This is a genomic window from Methylomarinum vadi (assembly GCF_000733935.1).
GTDB lineage: Bacteria > Pseudomonadota > Gammaproteobacteria > Methylococcales > Methylomonadaceae > Methylomarinum > Methylomarinum vadi.
This window is the reverse complement of record NZ_JPON01000001.1, coordinates 905,298-923,090: the sequence shown is the minus strand read 5'-3', so window position 1 is coordinate 923,090 and position 17,793 is coordinate 905,298. Positions and strand designations below refer to the sequence as shown.

Sequence of the window (17,793 nt, the reverse complement as noted above, 5' to 3'; positions counted from 1 at the left end):
TCGTCGTAAGGAATCAGATGTGCTTTAGTAACAACTGGATCTCGTCTTGTAGCTTCTTGCGAAACAACAAAAATTTCCAACGTGCCCCGCCGCATTGCCGCCATAGCAAGGCGGAACGAACGCCGGCCAGTAACAATGCCCTGATCTTATTGACGATAGCGGGGTTGGAAAGATATTCGGGTTCGCCGTTGACCATGATCCGTGGCGGTATGGTACTAATGGTGCTGTGATACAAATCGCCCAGATTGGCGAAGATGTTTTCATGCAACAAACCGAAATGTTCAGCCTGGTTTTGCGCCTTTTCGATTCCTGCGGTGATGGTTTTCAGCATCTCCGGACGGTTGGACAACTGCCTTTCCAGGTAGATTAACGAAGCGGCATAGCGGGCTTGCTCGGGATCGGCAATTGTTCTGCCGGTCAACTGTTTATCCAGTTGCTTTAATCCGAGCCCAACTCCCTCCAGTCCGCCATAAATGTCGGTCACGCTGGCGGCATCGATTTTCAATAGGCTGCCGATACTGGCTTCCATGGCCTTGCTGTCGGCGGAACCAGATGTGGCCAATTGTTGCACCAGATAACAGGCTTGGGCCACGCCGGCCAGGGCGATCGTTTGGTTGGTAATGGTTTTTAGAGGCATGTTAGTTACAGGCAAGCTGGTTTGGGCAGGCGTTGTCGAGTTTTTGTCCCGCTTTTAGCCAGGCTTGGATGCCGTTGGATAAATGGTAGACGTTTTTCATGCCCAATTGTTGGGTTAAATAATTGCCGACCATGCCGCTGCGGTTGCCGGAACGGCAAACGAGAATGACGGGTTGGTCGGAAGACGATTTCAGTTTTGCCAACTCGCTCAGCCATTGTTCGGCATCGTATTTTCCTTGCTTGTTGAAAAACTCCAGCTTATGGCTTGAGGGAATGATTCCGGTGGACAGCCATTCTTGTTCGGTGCGGATGTCGATCACCAATGCCGCGCCGTTTTTCTGCAAGGCCTGGACTTGTTCGACGGATAAATCGATTAACTCGGCGGCCGTTGTTAACGAAGAAAATAATGACAAAAGAGTGAAGAGAATTATTTTTATGCGCATATTTTTTATTTTAGCAGTTTATATTGTCCAGCACATCGTCTGCCCAACTGATGCTTTGCAGATAAATCTGGCCGATGTTTTTCGGGCTGATTTGAGAAAAGTGTTTGCTGGATAGTTCCCAGCGCTCATAACAGATGACATAGGATAAGATTTCACCGCCAATACCGCTATGGTGCAAGATCGCTTGGTAGACATCTTCGGTCAGGGGTAATTGGTTTAAAGCCTCTTCGAGAGGTATATCCAAAAGGCTGTCCAGCGACGACAACAAGCCGATTAGAAACAAATGCTCTGGCGCTTCATTATACTGTTTGGCGAGCAGTTCGCACATTTTGCCGCGAATCAATATTTGTTGGAACAGCGCATTCGGTTTGTTCGACAAAGATGTCAGGGTCAGGATGTTGATCCAGCGTTTTATTTCGTTCATGCCCAGATAGGTCAGGGCGTGTTTGATCGACTCTATTTTATTAGGCAAGGAAAAGAACGCCGAATTGATATAACGGAGCAGCTTATAGCTCAGCCCGACGTCATGGGAGATGATATTGCCCAGTTCGTCGAACCCCACTTCCGGTTGGTTTATTTTAGTCAACAGCCGGATTGCCGCGGCTTGATTGACGCTGAGTCTTTTGCCGGACACGAGATGCGGTTTACTGAAGAAAAACCCCTGGAATAGCATGCAGCCCGCGGCCTTGAGCGCTTCGAATTCGGCGTGGGTTTCGACTTTTTCGGCCAGCAGGGTCAGACTGAAACGTTTTAATTTTTCGATCAAGGCCAGTGTTTTCGGTAGAGGCATGGCCTTGATGTCGAGCTTGATGATGTCGGCGATTTTAAGTAGCGGCAACCATTCCGGTTTCAATACGAAATCGTCCAAGGCGATGGTATAGCCTTGCCGAGAAAATTCCTTCAATGCGTCGATGATGGCCTGGTCGATGGTTATATTTTCCAGCACTTCGATGACGATGCGATCCTTGGGCAGGCTGAGCGGGGTTTTTTCCAGCAGATTACGTGCGGTAAAATTAATAAAGGCCTTGCCCGGCCCCACTAGCTCATTAAGACCGATTTCCAGCAAGGTGTCCGTGATGACTTGATTGGTGGCGTCAGCCGCTTCATCCTTATGGGAAAGGTCGAAATCCTGGCCTCGAAACAGGATTTCGTAAGCATAGATATTTTGATGGCTATCGAGAATTTGCTGTCGTCCGATGAGAATGTCGCTCATTAACTGTCATTTTATTTTACGAAGAAGGGGCATTGCTCTATCATGCGGTCAAGCGTTTATATCATGTTCGTTGATTAGCAGTCGAGCATGAGTGAGTGAATTTTTTAACACAAATGGAGGAAACGATGAGTGAAACAGTAACTCTTAACGTCAGCGGGATGAAATGCGGCGGATGTGAATCGTCGGTTAACGAAAAAGTCGGTGCCATAAACGGCGTCATTGCCGTAAAGCCCTCGCATAAGGAAAATAAAGTGGAGGTCGAATACGATGAAGCCAAAACCACGCTGGATGACATAAAACAAGTGATCGCCGACGCCGGATTTACCGTGGAATAAAAAAACGCGCACAGGAAGTCGATTTTAACGAGAATGAGATAGGCAGGCATAGTTTATGAATACCGAGACACAGGCAGATTCATCAACCGAAACACGATTATCAATTCTGGGAATGCGTTGCGCCGGTTGTGTCAGCGCGGTCGAAGGTGCTCTGAATGCTGTGCCTGGCGTCAAAGAAGTGAGTGTCAATTTTGCCGATCATTCGGCGGTCGTTCGAGGAAATAGCGATCCCGATTTATTAAAAACGGCAGTCCAGGAGGCCGGCTATGATGCCGCCATTATGGAAGGACTCGAAGATCCAGCGGAAGAGGAACAGCAGGAATTGGAACGTTATCAAAAACTGATGAAAAAAGCGGCTGTGGCGGCCGCCTTCGGGTTTCCGCTGATGATTGCCGGGCACATGGATTGGTTGCCGGCACTCAACTCCGCGGCCGGACAGGTGTTTTGGCCTTATGTCTCGTTGATTACGCTGGCGTTGCTGTATTATTCCGGAGGGCATTTTTACCAGGGCGCGCTTAAGTCTTTGTTGTTGAAGCAAGCCAATATGGACACGTTGATTGCGTTGGGAACCGGCGCCGCCTGGTTTTATTCGTCGATTTTGATCGATTTTTCCGATACTCTGGCATCGCTGTCCGCGCATGCGTATTTCGAAGCTTCCGTCATTATCCTGGCCTTCATCAATTTCGGCACCGCCTTGGAAACCCGGGCCCGAGGTAAGACTTCTTCGGCGATCAGGGAATTGATCGGACTGCAACCGCGCACCGCCCGAGTCATTCGGGACGGCCAGGAAATGGATATACCGATCGAACAGGTCGGCCTGGAGGAAACGCTGCGAGTCAGGCCGGGCGAAAAAATTCCGGTCGACGGCGTGTTGATCGAAGGGCATTCGACCGTCGACGAATCGATGTTGACCGGCGAACCGATTCCGGTCGAGAAAATGGAAGGCTCCGGGGTGGTGGCCGGAACGATGAACCAGCAAGGCAGCTTTCTGTTCAAGGCGACCCGGATCGGCCGCGATACCGCGTTGGCGCAGATCATTAAAAGCGTGCGCCAAGCGCAAAGTACCAAACCGGCGATCGCAAAACTGGCGGATAAAATTTCCGCCGTGTTCGTGCCGATCGTAGTGGCGATATCGTTGCTGACGTTTATGATTTGGATGGCTATCGGGCCTGATCCGGCCTTGGCCTATGCCTTTGTCACATCGATGACGGTTTTGGTCATTGCTTGTCCTTGCGCGCTGGGATTGGCGACGCCGATCTCGGTCATGGTATCGGTGGGTCGGGCCGCACAAATGGGGGTGTTGATACGCAATGGCGAGTCCTTGCAAAGCGCCGGCAAGTTAAGTTGTTTGATCCTCGACAAAACCGGTACCGTGACGGAGGGCAAGCCCACGGTTTCCACCATCGAGGCGGTCGGTGATTACGACGAAGAACGCGTGTTGCAATTGGCCGCCAGTATCGAATCCGGTTCCGAGCATCCCTTGGCCGCGGCCATTCTGGCGGCTGCCGAAGAAAAACAAGTCAAATTGGAAAAGACCGGCAGATTTCACGCCGTGGCGGGTCATGGCATCACCGCGGAAATTGGTGAGCATCAAGTGTGCTTCGGCAATACCGCCTTGATGGACGAACAGGGCGTCAAATACGCACGCTACGGTAAAAAAATGGAAACTTTGTCGAGCCAGGGACAGACTCCTATGCTGTTGGCGGTGGATAACAAAATCGTAGGGATTATTGCCGTTTCCGACCCGATCAAAAAGGATTCGGCCAAGGCGGTTAAAGAACTGATCCAACAGGGCGTCAGGGTTTTGATGGTGACCGGCGATAATGAAATAACCGCCAAGGCGGTCGCCAAACAGGCCGGAATTCAGGAAATTCGCGCGCAAGTCCTGCCGCAAGACAAGGCGGCCGTAGTCAAGAAATTGCAACAGCAAGGCGAAGTCGTCGGCATGGTGGGCGACGGCATCAATGACGCGCCGGCCTTGGCCCAGGCCGATGTCGGTTTCGCCATCGGTACCGGCACCGATGTCGCGATCGAAAGCGCCGATATCGTAATCTTGCAGGGCTCGCTGTTGAAAGTGCCGGAAGCGATGGCGCTATCCAGGGCGACGGTGACCAATATCAAACAAAATCTGTTGGGCGCCTTCTTTTACAATACTATCGGCATTCCGGTAGCGGCCGGTTTGTTGTATCCGGTCTTCGGCCTGTTGTTGAACCCGATGATCGCAGGCGCGGCGATGGCAATGTCGTCGGTCACCGTTGTCAGTAACGCCAACCGCTTGCGCTGGGTCAAATTGAGCGGCGAGTAGAGCGCCGCTAAAATAATATCTTGTGTTTTGCTATCTTGTTGGGCGGGTAGCGAACGACTCCGCCCGACTAACACAAGGTTTAAAGGGCGAACCCACCCCAAATTTCAGTCGTTCTTCCGCATAACTCAACCGAAAAAACAGTCGCCGAATTCGATCATCATTTGGCGACAACTGAACAAGGTATAGGGATATTCGGTCCAGATCAGATAGCGAACCACATATTCGAAATAGGCATATAAGGTTATCAGGCGCGCCGTGCTGGCCTGCCATTTCGACCCGCATTTATCGGAAGCGCGCCATACCGCCACCGTCCAGTAAACCAAGGGCAGGGCAAAGATGATATGCATAGTCGCCCAACTGGCTATGGTGTAGGTTTCGTTAACGGCCCTGTAATCGATATAAAATAAAGTGGCGTTAAATAGCAGCAGAAAAGGCCAGAATACCTTCCATAAGGCGACCCGGCCGAACCAAGTGGCATGAAGGTAAAGATAGGGGTCATTGGGCCGCTCCTCATGCCATTCCGGCAATGGTTCGGGGGTGCCCAAGTGGACAAAGTAGCCGACTCCGGCAAGCAGAAGGGCGAATTCCCAATAGCTGATAATTGCAATATTGCCGAAAAGAATGGGTAGGCTGGTGACAAACATACGACGATTAATGCACGATATCCGTTAGGGCGCTGGTAAGATCGGTATAAGCGAAACGAAACCCTTGCTTAAGCAAACGGTCCGGTAGCACCCGCTGGCTTCCCAGCACCAAACCGGACATCTCTCCTAGCAAGGTTTCCAATGCAAAGGCCGGTATGGGAAGGCAGGCCGGTCTTTTTAACACCTTGGCCAATGTTTCGGTGAATTGACGGTTGGTGACGGGGGTGGGTGCCGTGGCGTTATAGGCGCCTTGCATTGTCGGGTCGTCGATCATCGTTTCCGCGATACTTAACCAATCTTGCAGATGAATCCAGGACATCCATTGCTTGCCGTTTCCGATTCTTCCGCCTAGTCCAAGTTTGAATGGCAGCAGCATTTGTTTCAGCAAACCTCCCCCGGGGCCCAGTACCAGCCCGGTCCGTATCAGGCAGACTCGGACACTGTGTTGTTCGGCCTGTAAGGCGGCCCGTTCCCAATCGGCACATAGGCGATGCGGAAAATCGTCCACGCTATTGCTTTCCTCCGTCAGTATCTCATCGCCCTGGTCGCCGTAATAACCGATGGCCGAACTGCTGATCAGCAATTGCGGTTTTTGTTCCATAACAGCAATGGCGTTAACAAGTTTTTCGGTCAAGGCGATACGACTGTCGCGCAGAGTTTTTTTGCGTCGCTCGCTCCAACGTTGCGCAAATATTGGGGCGCCCGCCAGGTTGATGACGACATCGAACGTTTCGCGAGCCGATAACTGGCCAAGATCGGTCAGAGGCGTCACCTTGCCGGCAAAAAGCGTCGTGACTTTTTCCCGGCTCCTGCTCAAAATGGTGACATGATGCCCTTGTTCGAGGAATTTTCTGGTCAAGGCGCTGCCGATGAAGCCAGTCCCTCCGGTAATGAGTATTTTCATAGCGTCACCCATGGCGTTTATTTCGTTGTATTATGGAGCTTATTGACCAATCCGGAAAAAGCAAGTTTCTTTTCGAAGTGCTGGATCAGCCCATGTCAGATTGCTCGGCGCTTGCATGCAAATTTCTATGGAGTGCTACGTTAGCGGCCAACGGGTTGCTGCCGTTTATTGTTCATCTGGTTTTTTATCGATTAGCCAATAAGTCAGTCCGAGCGCCAATACTACCGCGGCGCTGGAATAGACATATTCAGGTTGCAGGCTTTTGAAATCGAATATGATCACTTTTCGGGAAATCGCCATCAGCGCCGTGGCGACGACCAATTTAACCGGAATGACGTCGCTGCGCAGGTACAAACTGATATTCAGGAAAATCTCAATCGCAATCAATACCGCAAGGAAGGCGCCGAATGTCGCCAAAATATCAGGGATGGTCATCAGAAAATGGGGCGGGGTCAACAACAGTTTCTGATAGATCACATAAACGACATCGGCGACTCCCAGAAAAATCACCAAAACCATCAAGAAGGCCAGAATTGTCACCGCAAAACGGATAGCCTTGTGAAATAAGATCAGGATTCCCTGCTGATCATCATGAATCGGTAACTCCTCGTGTGCTTGACGTTTTTCATAGGATGTCTTGAAAAATTTCATTAAGGGAGCAATCAGTGTTTGATTGACATCCAGATCGGGATTTTGCTTTTGCTTGCTGAAAAAATCGTTTAAACCATCGATATTTAAGGCGGCTAATTGCGCTTCATTGACTTCTTCGAATCCCATGCTCCATTGGTCGAATTGACGTTCGCTGATGTACTCTCTGTTCAACTCGATGACATTTTTATGCCGAGGATCTTTTTTGATTTTTTCATAAACTTTATTGATGACTTCTTCCTTGCCTTCCAAAACCTGGATAAAGCATTCGTTGTGATAAAGCAGGACACCCGTCAGGTTGTTTTTGGTATTGTTCGTTCGGCATTGCCGAAGCAAGGACATTAAATCGTCACTACTAACCGGTTTTACTGATTGGCTGATATAGACCAGTCGAATCATGATCAATCCTCCCGCATGTCATTATTGTTATGTGCGTTCCAGTTTGGTGCAATCAACAGCGGATAGCAAGCCTTTATTTGGCTCTAAGCGATGCCGTTCTATTCAGGATATGAGGTGGGCGGTTGAACCTTGAGTTATCGCGATGACTCATCATCCGAGTGATTCCGGCGTGAAAAAGCGCCAAACAAAATGTGTGATAGCCCAAGGTATAAGAAGAAGGTGTTGTAATCATTGTCAATGGGAATCTCATTGACGTAGCCATAGAATTGCAACGAGGCAATCAGCATTAACAAGAATAGCCCTAAGAGCATGATCCCTTGGTTATTATTGCTAAAGTGGCAATAGCTGTAGACGGCAATTTCCGTCAAACACAAATAAACAAACATTATGCGCAGATTGCCGCTTAACGGGCCATATAAATCTCCAAGATCGGCAAAGAAGAAATCACTGCCGCTTAAGGAAAAAACGCTGACGATCATCAAAAAGATGACCGAAGCGTTAAAATTGACCTGTAACAGTATTTTCAAAATAGTGAGACTTTTCGACATGGAAAGCTGACGATTCACTGCTGCCAAAAAAGAAGCCCTTCACAGCATTGAACCGGAAGGGCCTTGAAATAAAGAATGTTAAACCGGGAATGGGCCGCCTTGGCCGATATTTTGCGGGTTATCGTCGCCAGAGGGTGTTTCGATATTTTGTTCAGGCGGCGTTTTCGACTCCTGGGATGGCGGATCGATCTTTTCGCCTTTCATCAAGCGGTCGATCTGGTTTTTATCGATGGTTTCCCAGTCCATCAGCGCATGGGCCATGTTATGCAATATATCCATGTGTTCGGTCAGGATATCCTTGGCACGTTTGTAATTGGTATCGACGACATGACGAATCTCGTCGTCGATGATCTGCGCCATTTTTTCCGACATCGGCTTGGCTTGCGGACCCATGTAGCCCATGCCTTCGCTTTCGCCGTAATCCATAGGGCCGAGCCGGTCGGATAGACCCCATTTGGTGACCATGTTGCGGGCCAGTTGGGTCGCCCGTTCGATATCATTAGAGGCGCCGGTGGTGACTTTGTTTTTGCCGTAAATAAGTTCTTCGGCGACACGACCGCCAAAAAGACTGGCGATCTGACTTTCCAGTTTGTCCTTGCTGGCGCTGTATTGGTCGCGTTCCGGCAGGAACATCGTGATGCCCAGCGCGCCGCCGCGCGGCATGATACTCACTTTATAAACCGGATCGTGTTCCGGAACGATCCGGCCGACGATGGCGTGACCGGCTTCGTGGTAAGCCGTCATCAGCAAGTCTTCGGGGCGCATGACCATCGAGCGTCTTTCCGCGCCCATCAGCATCTTGTCCCGTGCTTTATCCAGGTCGTTCATGGACACGATGCGCTTGTTATTACGGGCGGCGAACAGGGCGCCTTCATTGATCAAGTTGGCCAGTTCGGCGCCGGAAAAACCCGGGGTGCCGCGGGCAAGATCGGTAACGCTGACGTCGTCGGCTAAGGGAATTTTCTTCGCGTGAACTTTCAAAATTTGTTCGCGGCCTTTAATGTCGGGCAGGCCGACATTGACTTGGCGATCGAAACGGCCTGGTCTCAGCAGTGCCTTATCTAATACATCGGCACGGTTGGTCGCGGCAATAACGATGATCCCTTCATTGCCGCTGAAGCCGTCCATTTCGACTAACAATTGGTTCAACGTTTGTTCGCGTTCGTCATTGCCGCCGCCCATGCCGGAACCGCGATGGCGGCCTACCGCATCGATCTCATCGATAAAGATGATGCAGGGCGCGCGTTTCTTGGCTTGTTCGAACATGTCACGCACCCGGGAGGCGCCGACACCCACAAACATTTCGACAAAATCAGAGCCCGAGATCGAGAAAAAGGGCACGCCCGCCTCTCCGGCAATGGCCCGAGCCAGCAGTGTTTTACCGGTACCGGGAGGGCCCACCATCAGCACGCCGCGCGGGATTTTGCCGCCGAGGAATTCGTATTTAGCCGGGTCTTTTAGAAAATCGACCATTTCGACCACGTCTTCCTTGGCTTCTTCGACACCGGCAACATCGTCGAAGCAGACCTTAACCTGGTTTTCTTCCAGCAACTTGGCCCGGCTTTTACCGAAGTTCATCTGCCCTCCAGCCCCGCCGGCCTGCTGTTTACGCATGAAGTATATCCAAACGGCAATCAACAACAGGATAGGGCCCCAAGACATGAAAAATTGCATGAAAGCGGAAGGCCTTTCCGGTTTGGCGACCTTGATTTTGACCCCGTATTGCAGTAGCTCGTCGATCATGTGCGGATCGTTGGGGTTGTAGGTAGTGAAGCGTTCGCCGTTAGTACGGCGGCCATTAACGACTTCATCGTTGATGGTTACTTCGGCAATTGCTCCGCCACGAATATCTTCAATGAAATCGGAATAGGATAGAGCGTAATTACGTTCGTAACTCGGGCCCGTCCGATTGAACATCGATATGACGACCGTGACAATCACGGTCAACATGAAGATTCTGATGATATGTGCTTTCATGCTTCAACCTCTCTGTGAGCAGTAATTCTTGATTCTCCAAAAATACCCGACCTTCCTTCTCGGGTTTTATTCAGTTTATCACGAGTAACGATTCCTAGTCCCTATTAGTCTTCATGCCGTAATAAACGCCATTCGATCTTACCGCCGGACAGTGCTTACATGTTGGAAAGTGCATCTTGATCTACTTCATATAAGCAATGTCGGACAAAATAACTTTCTTGTTTGTCCACTTTTAAAGGGATAAGTTCATCGCTTTTATAAGCGATTGGTAATATAAGGTCAACTTAACGGTTATTCATTGGCCGGTAAATACAATTTAAGTTCGTAACCAAAGTTTTGTCTTAGCTTTTCCAGCGCGATATTTTGAATTTGTCTGATTCTTTCCCGAGTCACTTGCATTTGTTCAGCGACTCCCTGCAAAGTCATCTCATGCTGGTTTTTCAGCCCAAAACGCATGGTTAGGATATCTGCCTCGCGTTGCGACAAGGATTCGATCGCTTCGAGCAGAAATTGACTCAGGTTTTGTTCCGCCAATACCTCCAGGGGTTGTTGAAACACTTGTTGTTCCAGATTAGCCATGGCGTCTGGGTGATCGTCTTCGCCCGTTTCGGATGTAGCCGGCGTTAATGCATTCTGATAAAAACTGACGACGGTCTTTATTTCGTCTTCGCTGAGCTCGCACTGAGATTTTATTTCCTCGATGCTTGGCCAACGGTTTTCGTTAAGGTAATGGCTACGCATGATTTCAAATACGCCGGAGGCCTTTTCAGCCAAGCCGAACGGTAGGCGGACAATTTTATCTTGCCGCACTACCAACCGGGAGACGGTTTGTTTGATCCAATAACTGGCATACGTTGAAAAGCGAATGTCACGACGATAGTCAAATCGATCCACCGCCTTGAGCAAGCCAATCATCCCTTCCTGCATCACATCATGGAAGTTGAGGTTTCCGGTGTTTTGTTTGCGGACGATAAAGGCGACAAGCTTGCGGTTTTGCATGACCATTTGCTGGCGCGTAGCCTGTAGACTATGGCGCAGTTGCTGTAATTCTTGTCGATAAACTTTGTTGTCTTGATTAGCGGCAATATTTTTTTCGGCCGCTTGCAGTAAAAATACCGGCAAAAAATGAAACTGAGACAATTCAGTGGCGACATGGCTAGGCTGTGATAAAACCTGATCCATTAATCCCGCGATTTTTTCGGTGATTTGTCTAGGATTAGGTTGTACAGACTGTTCATGCTGTACAACTTTTTCAAGGTAAAGCGAGCAATTGACCATTTCGCTGATATCGATATTTCTCTCGAGACAGGCCGAAAAATGTTTGGCCACAACATGAAGTCCCTTTGGGTTTTCCAATAGAATGTGTTGCAACCTTTCACGCGTCTGCTCGATTTGCTTCGCCAGGCGTTGCATGTCATCCATGGTGTCGGGGGAGTGGTTTGGATGGATAGATTGAGTGCTTATTGAAGACATAATGGAAACCCTGAGTTTTACAAGACTTTGCAAGTAAGCTACAGCAATGTACAATCATTGTCAAATAAAAACATGTACAAAACATAAACAATGTATCATATCAAAACTATCGCAACATTGACCGGATTGAGTTCCGAAACGCTGCGGGCCTGGGAAAGACGCTACCAGACGGTAGTTCCTGCGCGCGATGAAAGCGGCAGACGGGTATATTCCGAACAAGATCTGGCGCGCTTGCTGTTACTGGCGGAATTGACCCATGCTGGACACAGCATTGGCAAGTTATCCAAGTTGGACGATAGGCAATTGGCCAAACTTGTTCAGCCGGAAAGTAGATTGACTGATGTTTCCCAACATCAGTATTTCGATCGCATCATCGAGTCATTGCTGCAATATCGGGTCGATTCTTTTGAAGAATTGTTGAAACGCGCGCTGCTGGCTTACGAGCCGTTGCCCTACGTCCGCGATATTTTGACCCCAGCCCTGTATCGGGTGGGACAACTATGGCATGAGGAGAAATTGAGCGTAGCCCAGGAACATATGTTTTCGGCTTGCGTGAAACGTATTATTCTCAGCATGGTCAATAACATTCACCTGTTAACACATAATAGGCCGTCCATCCTTTTCGCGACGCCACAAGGAGAAATCCATGAATTCGGTATTTTGATGGCTTGTCTGCTAGCGGCCTCGCAGCAATTCAATTGTTATTATCTGGGCAGTGACCTACCAGCAGCGGAAATTGTCGAAGCCAGCCGTCATTTGCAGCCGGATGTCGTTGCGTTAAGTGTTATTAACACGCCTCCTGAACCGGAAATTGTCGAACAGCTGCATTGGCTCGGCGAGGTCGATGAACTTCGCGAAACGCAAATCTGGATTGGAGGTCAGGGGGCGAAATATTTGGCCGAGCATCAGCGACTCAACCGGCGTTTGCAGCTGATTGCTGATATCGATGCTTTTCATCAGAAGGCCTGTCAATTCAAATATTTGAGGGATAGATCGTGAGTTGTTCAACAGTCTCCGAGCGCCCCATTATTTGTTGGTTTCGCAACGATCTGCGCTTGAGTGACCATGCCGCCCTTCATGCGGCGGTGGCTAGCGGGAGGCCGCTCATGGCGCTGTACATATTGGATGACTCCAATGCCGGTCGATGGCGCCAAGGAAGTGCCAGCCGTTGGTGGTTGCATCATAGCCTAATGTCGTTGCAACGCAGTTTGGCCAAATTAGGCGGAGATTTATGCCTGCGCCGCGGCAATCCATTAACGATCATTCCCGAGTTGCTGGCCGAAACCGGTGCCAAGGCGCTGTACTTTACTCGCGCTTACGAACCGTGGGCCGGGACAGTGGAAAAGGCGCTACATTCGCGGTTACATAAGGAGATCGATATCCAGCGTTTCCCGGGCGCTTTGCTGTTCGAACCGGAGCAAATCAAAACCAAAGCCGGAGATCCATTCAAGGTATTCACGCCGTTCTGGAAAGCCTGTTTGCAGGCCCGGCAGGCGGACAGCTGTTTACCGGCTCCCGAGTCGATCAATTTTTATTCGCATGCGCCATATTCCGAAGATTTGCCCAGTTGGCGGTTACTGCCGACCTCGCCGGATTGGGCCGGCGGTCTGAGAGAGGCATGGCAGCCTGGAGAGGAGGGCGCCTGGGGTACCTTGGAAAATTTTTTGCAAACTTCGCTGACCCATTATGCGGCGCAGCGCGACCGACCCGATTTGCGGGCAACTTCGTGCTTATCTCCCTATTTGCATTTCGGGGAGCTCAGTCCTCGGCAGCTTTGGCTGGCGATCAGAGGGTGGCAGGACACCCATGCTGGCGCCACCAAGGGCGCGGAAAGCTTTTTACGCGAATTGGGCTGGCGAGAATTTTGTTGGCATTTGCTATTTCATTGGCCCAAACTTCCTGAAGAACCGTTTCAGCAGCAATTCGCCGCCTTTCCCTGGCAACGCGATGCGGCTTTATTGCAGGCATGGCAACAGGGAAGGACCGGTTATCCGATCGTCGATGCCGGTATGCGCGAATTGTGGCAGACTGGCTGGATGCATAATCGAGTCAGAATGATAGCCGCTTCATTTCTGGTGAAGGATTTGCTGCAGCCGTGGCAGGACGGCGAGGCCTGGTTTTGGGATACCCTGGTCGATGCCGATTTGGCCAACAATGCCGGCGGTTGGCAATGGGTGGCCGGATGCGGCGCCGATGCGGCGCCGTATTTCCGCATTTTCAATCCCGTCCTGCAGGGCAAGAAATTCGATCTGGAAGGCGTTTATGTCAAACGTTGGTTACCCGAATTGTCGGCCTTGCCGGCGAAACATATCCACGAACCCTGGCTGGCGCCGAATGCGGTATTGCGGCAGGCCGGTATTACGTTGGCGCGGGATTATCCGTTTCCGCTGGTCGATCACGCCGAGGCCCGGCAGCGGGCTTTAGCCTCATTTCAGCAAAGTAAACACTCCGCCGAGTGAATTTACGGTTGTCTTTTGGCGATTGCATGGAATACTCGTCATTATAGCCGTGACAATTTTACGTTTATAGCGGCTCGAGGCGATCTGTAATTAGGTTCGGTCTATGTCGGTGATACAGTCTTTATGGTTGATGATGGCCTTGGTTTGGATCGGCGCGGAGTGGCGGGTGGCATCGTCTACGCGCTATGCCCTGGCCGAGTCTTCCGGCGACCGTCATGCGGGCGATGCCTTGCTGTGGCTGGTCATAGGTCTGTCGTTGCCGATTGCCTTATGGCTGAAACAACAACAGCAATGGCCCATTGCTTGGCCGACTGGTCTGCGGCAGCCGCTGGCGATTGGGGTGTTTTTGTTGGGCTTGGTTATCCGCTATAGCGCGGTGTCGGCGCTCGGCCGTTTTTTCACTACCCGGGTCGGCATTCAGCCTGCGCATGTCCTGATCAAAACGGGGCCGTATCGTTATATCAGGCATCCCTCCTATACCGGTCTGCTGGTCAGTTTTGCCGGGGCGGGATTTGCGATGGGCGATCTTTTAGCCTTTGCCGTCTTGTTGATTCCGTTGTTTGGGGTGTTGCTGAAGCGAATCGACGTGGAGGAACGTTGGTTACAGAACCATTTTGGTCAGGATTATCGGAACTACTGCCAAAATACTCGCAAACTATTTCCGTATCTGTATTGAAAGGATGAACAATGCCTGAAAAACATATCGTCATCGTTGGGGGTGGTCCCGGGGGGTTATGTGCCGCGATGTTATTGAGTCACCGTGGATTCAGGGTTTCCCTGTTCGACAAAAATACCACTGTAGGCGGCCGCAACAGAGCCTTGCGCGAGAGCGGTTATGTTTTCGACATTGGACCGACCTTCCTGTTGATGAAAGGGGTGCTCGATGAAATGTTTGAATTGTGCGGCCGCGACAGCGCCGATTACCTGGATTTCATCCGCCTCGATCCAATGTACCGGCTGTTATTCGATGACCGGCAGATTCAAATCTATTCCGATCCGGAATTGATGCGTCAGGAGTTACGGAAGGTTTTTCCCGACAGTCCGGCTGGCTACGACCATTTTTTGCAGCGGGAAGGCGAGCGCTTCCGCCATCTGTATCCTTGCATCACGCGCGATTATTCAAGCATTAAATCCTTTTTGTCGCAGGATTTGCTCAAGGCTTTGCCGCATTTGGCGGTCAAGGACAGCGTCTTCTCCAATTTGGGCCGATATTTCAAAGAAGAAAAAATGCGCCTGATCTTCTCCTTTCAGGCCAAATATCTGGGAATGTCGCCATGGCAATGTCCGGCCTTGTTCACGATGTTGTCTTATCTCGAGCATCGTTATGGCATTTATCACGTTAAAGGCGGACTGAACCGAATTTCGTCGGCAATGGCGACAGTGGTCGAGGAGCAGGGTGGTTCCATTCATTCCGGCGTGGAAGTGAAGTCATTGCTGATTGACAATAAATTGGTCAAAGGCGTCCGCCTGGAGGACGGGACCGAAGTGGCCGCCGATGAAGTCATCGTCAATGCCGATTTCGCCTATGCGATGAGCGAACTGGTCGAGCCCGGCGTACTGAAACGATACAGTCGAGCCAAACTCGAGCAAAAGGAATTTTCCTGCTCCACCTTCATGCTCTATCTTGGGTTAGACAAACGCTATGATATTCCGCACCACAATGTCGTGTTCGCCCGCGATTACAAAACCAATGTCAGTAATATTTTTACCCGTAAAACTTTGTCCGAGGACTTTTCCTTTTATGTGCAGAATGCCTGTGCCAGCGACGATACGTTGGCCCCGGTCGGCAAGTCGGCGCTTTATGTTTTGGTGCCGATGCCCAATAATCGAAGCGGCATAGACTGGTCCGAACAGTGCGCGACGATCCGCGAAAAGGTGCTCGATAACCTCGGCGGCAGACTGGGGTTGCACGATGTGCGCAATCATATCGAATACGAAAAGATCATCACGCCGCAAAATTGGCAAAGCGATGAGAACGTTTTTCTCGGCGCGACCTTTAACCTGTCGCATAAATTCAGTCAGATGTTGTATTGGCGCCCGCACAATCGATTCGAAGAGCTGGAACGGTGCTATCTGGTCGGCGGCGGAACCCATCCGGGCAGTGGATTGCCGACGATTTATGAATCGGCCCGTATTTCCGCCAACATGATTTGCCGGAAGTACGGCGTCGATTTTTCAGCAGAACCAAACAATGAGTGGTTGGAGCAAATGCGATGAGCGGAAGGGTGTTTGAGGCAACGAGTCCCGTTGATGGACGCCTGCTGAAAACCTATCGCGAGACAGCAATCGATCAAATCGGTCAGCGCATCGCCACGGCTCGACAGGCCGCCGAAATCTGGGCGGGTTATAGCATCGAACGGCGTTTAGCTGCGTTGTCGCCGTTACGCGATCGATTGGCAACCGATATTGACTCAATCAGCGATCGTTTGGCCGGCGTTACCGGCAAGGTCCGGACCGAGATTTTGCTGGGAGAAATCTATCCGTTGCTGCATATGCTGGATTACTACGGCAAGCATGCCGCGGCAATTCTTGCCCCGCAAGCGGTGAGCACTTCCGCTCTGATGTTTCCCGACGCGACTGCCGGCTACGAATATAAGCCTTATGGCGTGGTTGCGGTTATTTCGCCGTGGAATTTTCCCTTGCAATTAACCCTGTATCCCTTGCTGTCCGCATTGATTGCCGGTAACGGCGTGGTTTTCAAGACATCCGAATTGAGCCTGCCGATCGGCGAATTGATCGTTGAGCTGTTTGCGGCATTGGAGATCCCGCAAGGTTTGGTGCAATGGATCATCGGCGGACCGGAAGCCGGGCGGCAGCTGATCGAGCAGCGACCCGACCTGGTTTTTTTTACCGGTGGCCTGAACGCCGGCCGCAGCGTGATGAATCAGGCTGCGCGTCACCCGATTCCGTTGATTCTTGAATTGGGCGGCAAAGACGCCATGGTGGTGTTTGCCGATGCATACCAAGAACGTGCCGTCAATGCGGCCTTGTACGGCGCTTTCAGCAATAGCGGACAGGTATGCGTCGCGGTTGAACGGCTTTATGTCGAGGACAGCCTTTACCTGCCATTTGTTGAGCGACTGTGCGAGGCGGTGGTTAAGTTGACGCTAGGGCAAGACGGCGAGGGCGATGCGGGGCCGATCATATCGCAACAACAATTGGCCGTGATCGAGGCGCATTATCACGATGCGCTGGCTAAAGGCGCCCGGGCATCGGGGCCATTGCAACGAAACGGCAATTATTTACGGCCGGTTATTTTATGGAATGTTAATGAGGACATGCGGGTCGTGAAGGAGGAAACGTTCGGTCCTTTGCTGCCGGTGATGGTTTTTGCAACGGAACAGGAAGCGATAACCCGCATTAACCGTTGCGAATTCGGCCTCAATGCCAGCGTTTGGAGTCGCGATCTCGACAAGGCTCAACGCGTGGCCGAGCAATTAAGCGTCGGTAATTGGGCCGTCAATGACCTGCTCAAGAACATCGGTCACGCGGGCTTACCGTTCGGCGGGATCAAAAATAGCGGCTTCGGTCGTTACCATGGCGCGGAGGGCCTGCGAAGCTTTACCTATACGGTGTCGGGAATGGTTAATCGCGGCCGCCTGAAGCGCGAACCCAATTGGTTTCCTTATACTGAACAGGGTTACAAGGAATTGCGTAGCTATGTCGATTTTGTTTTTGGAAGTGGGACTTGGCTGCAGCGCATGCAGCGCAATTGGCCTGCCTTGTTGGCCATGCGGCAATACGCGGGTTTTTACCTGCGGCAATATTGGCGCAATTTTCTGTGTTTGATTTCGAGAAGGCATTATTGA

General features: G+C 50.9%; 16 protein-coding genes. 7 read left to right on the top strand and 9 right to left on the bottom strand.

Features of this window, described 5'->3' with window-relative positions:
* Positions 1-13: 13 nt before the first annotated feature.
* From hflD to EP25_RS0104705, 3 genes are read right to left on the bottom strand one after another with little or no spacing between them, the layout of a single operon-like run.
* The gene (gene hflD / locus EP25_RS0104715) at positions 14-637 is read right to left on the bottom strand and encodes a high frequency lysogenization protein HflD (RefSeq protein WP_031432832.1); all 624 of its coding nucleotides are present in this window, start codon (positions 635-637) and stop codon (positions 14-16) included.
* A 1-nt stretch (position 638) separates the two neighbouring features.
* Positions 639-1,079: a rhodanese-like domain-containing protein gene (locus tag EP25_RS0104710; RefSeq protein ID WP_031432831.1), complete on the bottom strand. Its 441-nt coding sequence runs from the start codon at positions 1,077-1,079 to the stop codon at positions 639-641.
* Positions 1,080-1,089: 10 nt separating this feature from the next.
* The gene (locus EP25_RS0104705) at positions 1,090-2,292 is read right to left on the bottom strand and encodes an EAL and HDOD domain-containing protein (RefSeq protein WP_031432830.1); all 1,203 of its coding nucleotides are present in this window, start codon (positions 2,290-2,292) and stop codon (positions 1,090-1,092) included.
* A gap of 125 nt (positions 2,293-2,417) precedes the next feature.
* Here EP25_RS0104705 and EP25_RS0104700 point away from each other — a divergent pair, with 125 nt between their 5' ends.
* Both EP25_RS0104700 and EP25_RS0104695 read left to right on the top strand, forming a co-directional pair.
* Complete coding sequence (locus EP25_RS0104700) at positions 2,418-2,627, top strand: heavy-metal-associated domain-containing protein (RefSeq protein WP_031432829.1); 210 nt, start codon at positions 2,418-2,420, stop codon at positions 2,625-2,627.
* 55 nt (positions 2,628-2,682) lie between these two features.
* Complete coding sequence (locus EP25_RS0104695; RefSeq protein ID WP_031432828.1) at positions 2,683-4,932, top strand: heavy metal translocating P-type ATPase; 2,250 nt, start codon at positions 2,683-2,685, stop codon at positions 4,930-4,932.
* A 125-nt stretch (positions 4,933-5,057) separates the two neighbouring features.
* Here EP25_RS0104695 and EP25_RS0104690 read toward each other — a convergent pair whose 3' ends face one another.
* The 6 genes from EP25_RS0104690 to EP25_RS21755 form a co-directional block, all read right to left on the bottom strand.
* Positions 5,058-5,576 carry a hypothetical protein gene (locus tag EP25_RS0104690; protein ID WP_031432827.1) on the bottom strand — a complete coding sequence of 173 codons (519 nt, stop codon included), beginning with the start codon at positions 5,574-5,576 and terminating at the stop codon, positions 5,058-5,060.
* A gap of 7 nt (positions 5,577-5,583) precedes the next feature.
* A complete protein-coding gene (locus EP25_RS0104685) occupies positions 5,584-6,480 on the bottom strand; it encodes a TIGR01777 family oxidoreductase (RefSeq protein WP_031432826.1) in 897 nt (298 codons plus the stop codon).
* Positions 6,481-6,645: 165 nt separating this feature from the next.
* On the bottom strand, positions 6,646-7,527 hold the full coding sequence (locus EP25_RS22870; RefSeq protein ID WP_031432825.1) for a phosphate-starvation-inducible PsiE family protein: 882 nt from the start codon (positions 7,525-7,527) through the stop codon (positions 6,646-6,648).
* A gap of 134 nt (positions 7,528-7,661) precedes the next feature.
* Positions 7,662-8,093, bottom strand: coding sequence for a hypothetical protein (locus tag EP25_RS0104675; protein ID WP_084190957.1), 432 nt, complete (start codon positions 8,091-8,093; stop codon positions 7,662-7,664).
* Positions 8,094-8,153: 60 nt separating this feature from the next.
* The gene (gene ftsH, locus EP25_RS0104670) at positions 8,154-10,052 is read right to left on the bottom strand and encodes an ATP-dependent zinc metalloprotease FtsH (protein ID WP_031432823.1); all 1,899 of its coding nucleotides are present in this window, start codon (positions 10,050-10,052) and stop codon (positions 8,154-8,156) included.
* 291 nt (positions 10,053-10,343) lie between these two features.
* The gene (locus EP25_RS21755) at positions 10,344-11,525 is read right to left on the bottom strand and encodes a sigma-70 family RNA polymerase sigma factor (protein ID WP_036300236.1); all 1,182 of its coding nucleotides are present in this window, start codon (positions 11,523-11,525) and stop codon (positions 10,344-10,346) included.
* A 90-nt stretch (positions 11,526-11,615) separates the two neighbouring features.
* Here EP25_RS21755 and EP25_RS0104660 point away from each other — a divergent pair, with 90 nt between their 5' ends.
* From EP25_RS0104660 to EP25_RS0104640, 5 genes are all read left to right on the top strand, one after another.
* On the top strand, positions 11,616-12,524 hold the full coding sequence (locus tag EP25_RS0104660) for a MerR family transcriptional regulator (protein WP_031432821.1): 909 nt from the start codon (positions 11,616-11,618) through the stop codon (positions 12,522-12,524).
* Entirely contained in the window at positions 12,521-13,984 is a 1,464-nt protein-coding gene (locus tag EP25_RS0104655; protein WP_031432820.1) for a cryptochrome/photolyase family protein, read from the top strand. Before EP25_RS0104660 ends, EP25_RS0104655 begins: the two co-directional genes overlap by 4 nt.
* 103 nt (positions 13,985-14,087) lie before the next feature.
* On the top strand, positions 14,088-14,660 hold the full coding sequence (locus tag EP25_RS0104650; RefSeq protein ID WP_031432819.1) for a methyltransferase family protein: 573 nt from the start codon (positions 14,088-14,090) through the stop codon (positions 14,658-14,660).
* A gap of 11 nt (positions 14,661-14,671) precedes the next feature.
* On the top strand, positions 14,672-16,201 hold the full coding sequence (locus EP25_RS0104645; RefSeq protein WP_031432818.1) for a phytoene desaturase family protein: 1,530 nt from the start codon (positions 14,672-14,674) through the stop codon (positions 16,199-16,201).
* Positions 16,198-17,793, top strand: coding sequence for an aldehyde dehydrogenase family protein (locus EP25_RS0104640; RefSeq protein ID WP_031432817.1), 1,596 nt, complete (start codon positions 16,198-16,200; stop codon positions 17,791-17,793). The genes EP25_RS0104645 and EP25_RS0104640 overlap by 4 nt, the downstream gene beginning before the upstream one ends.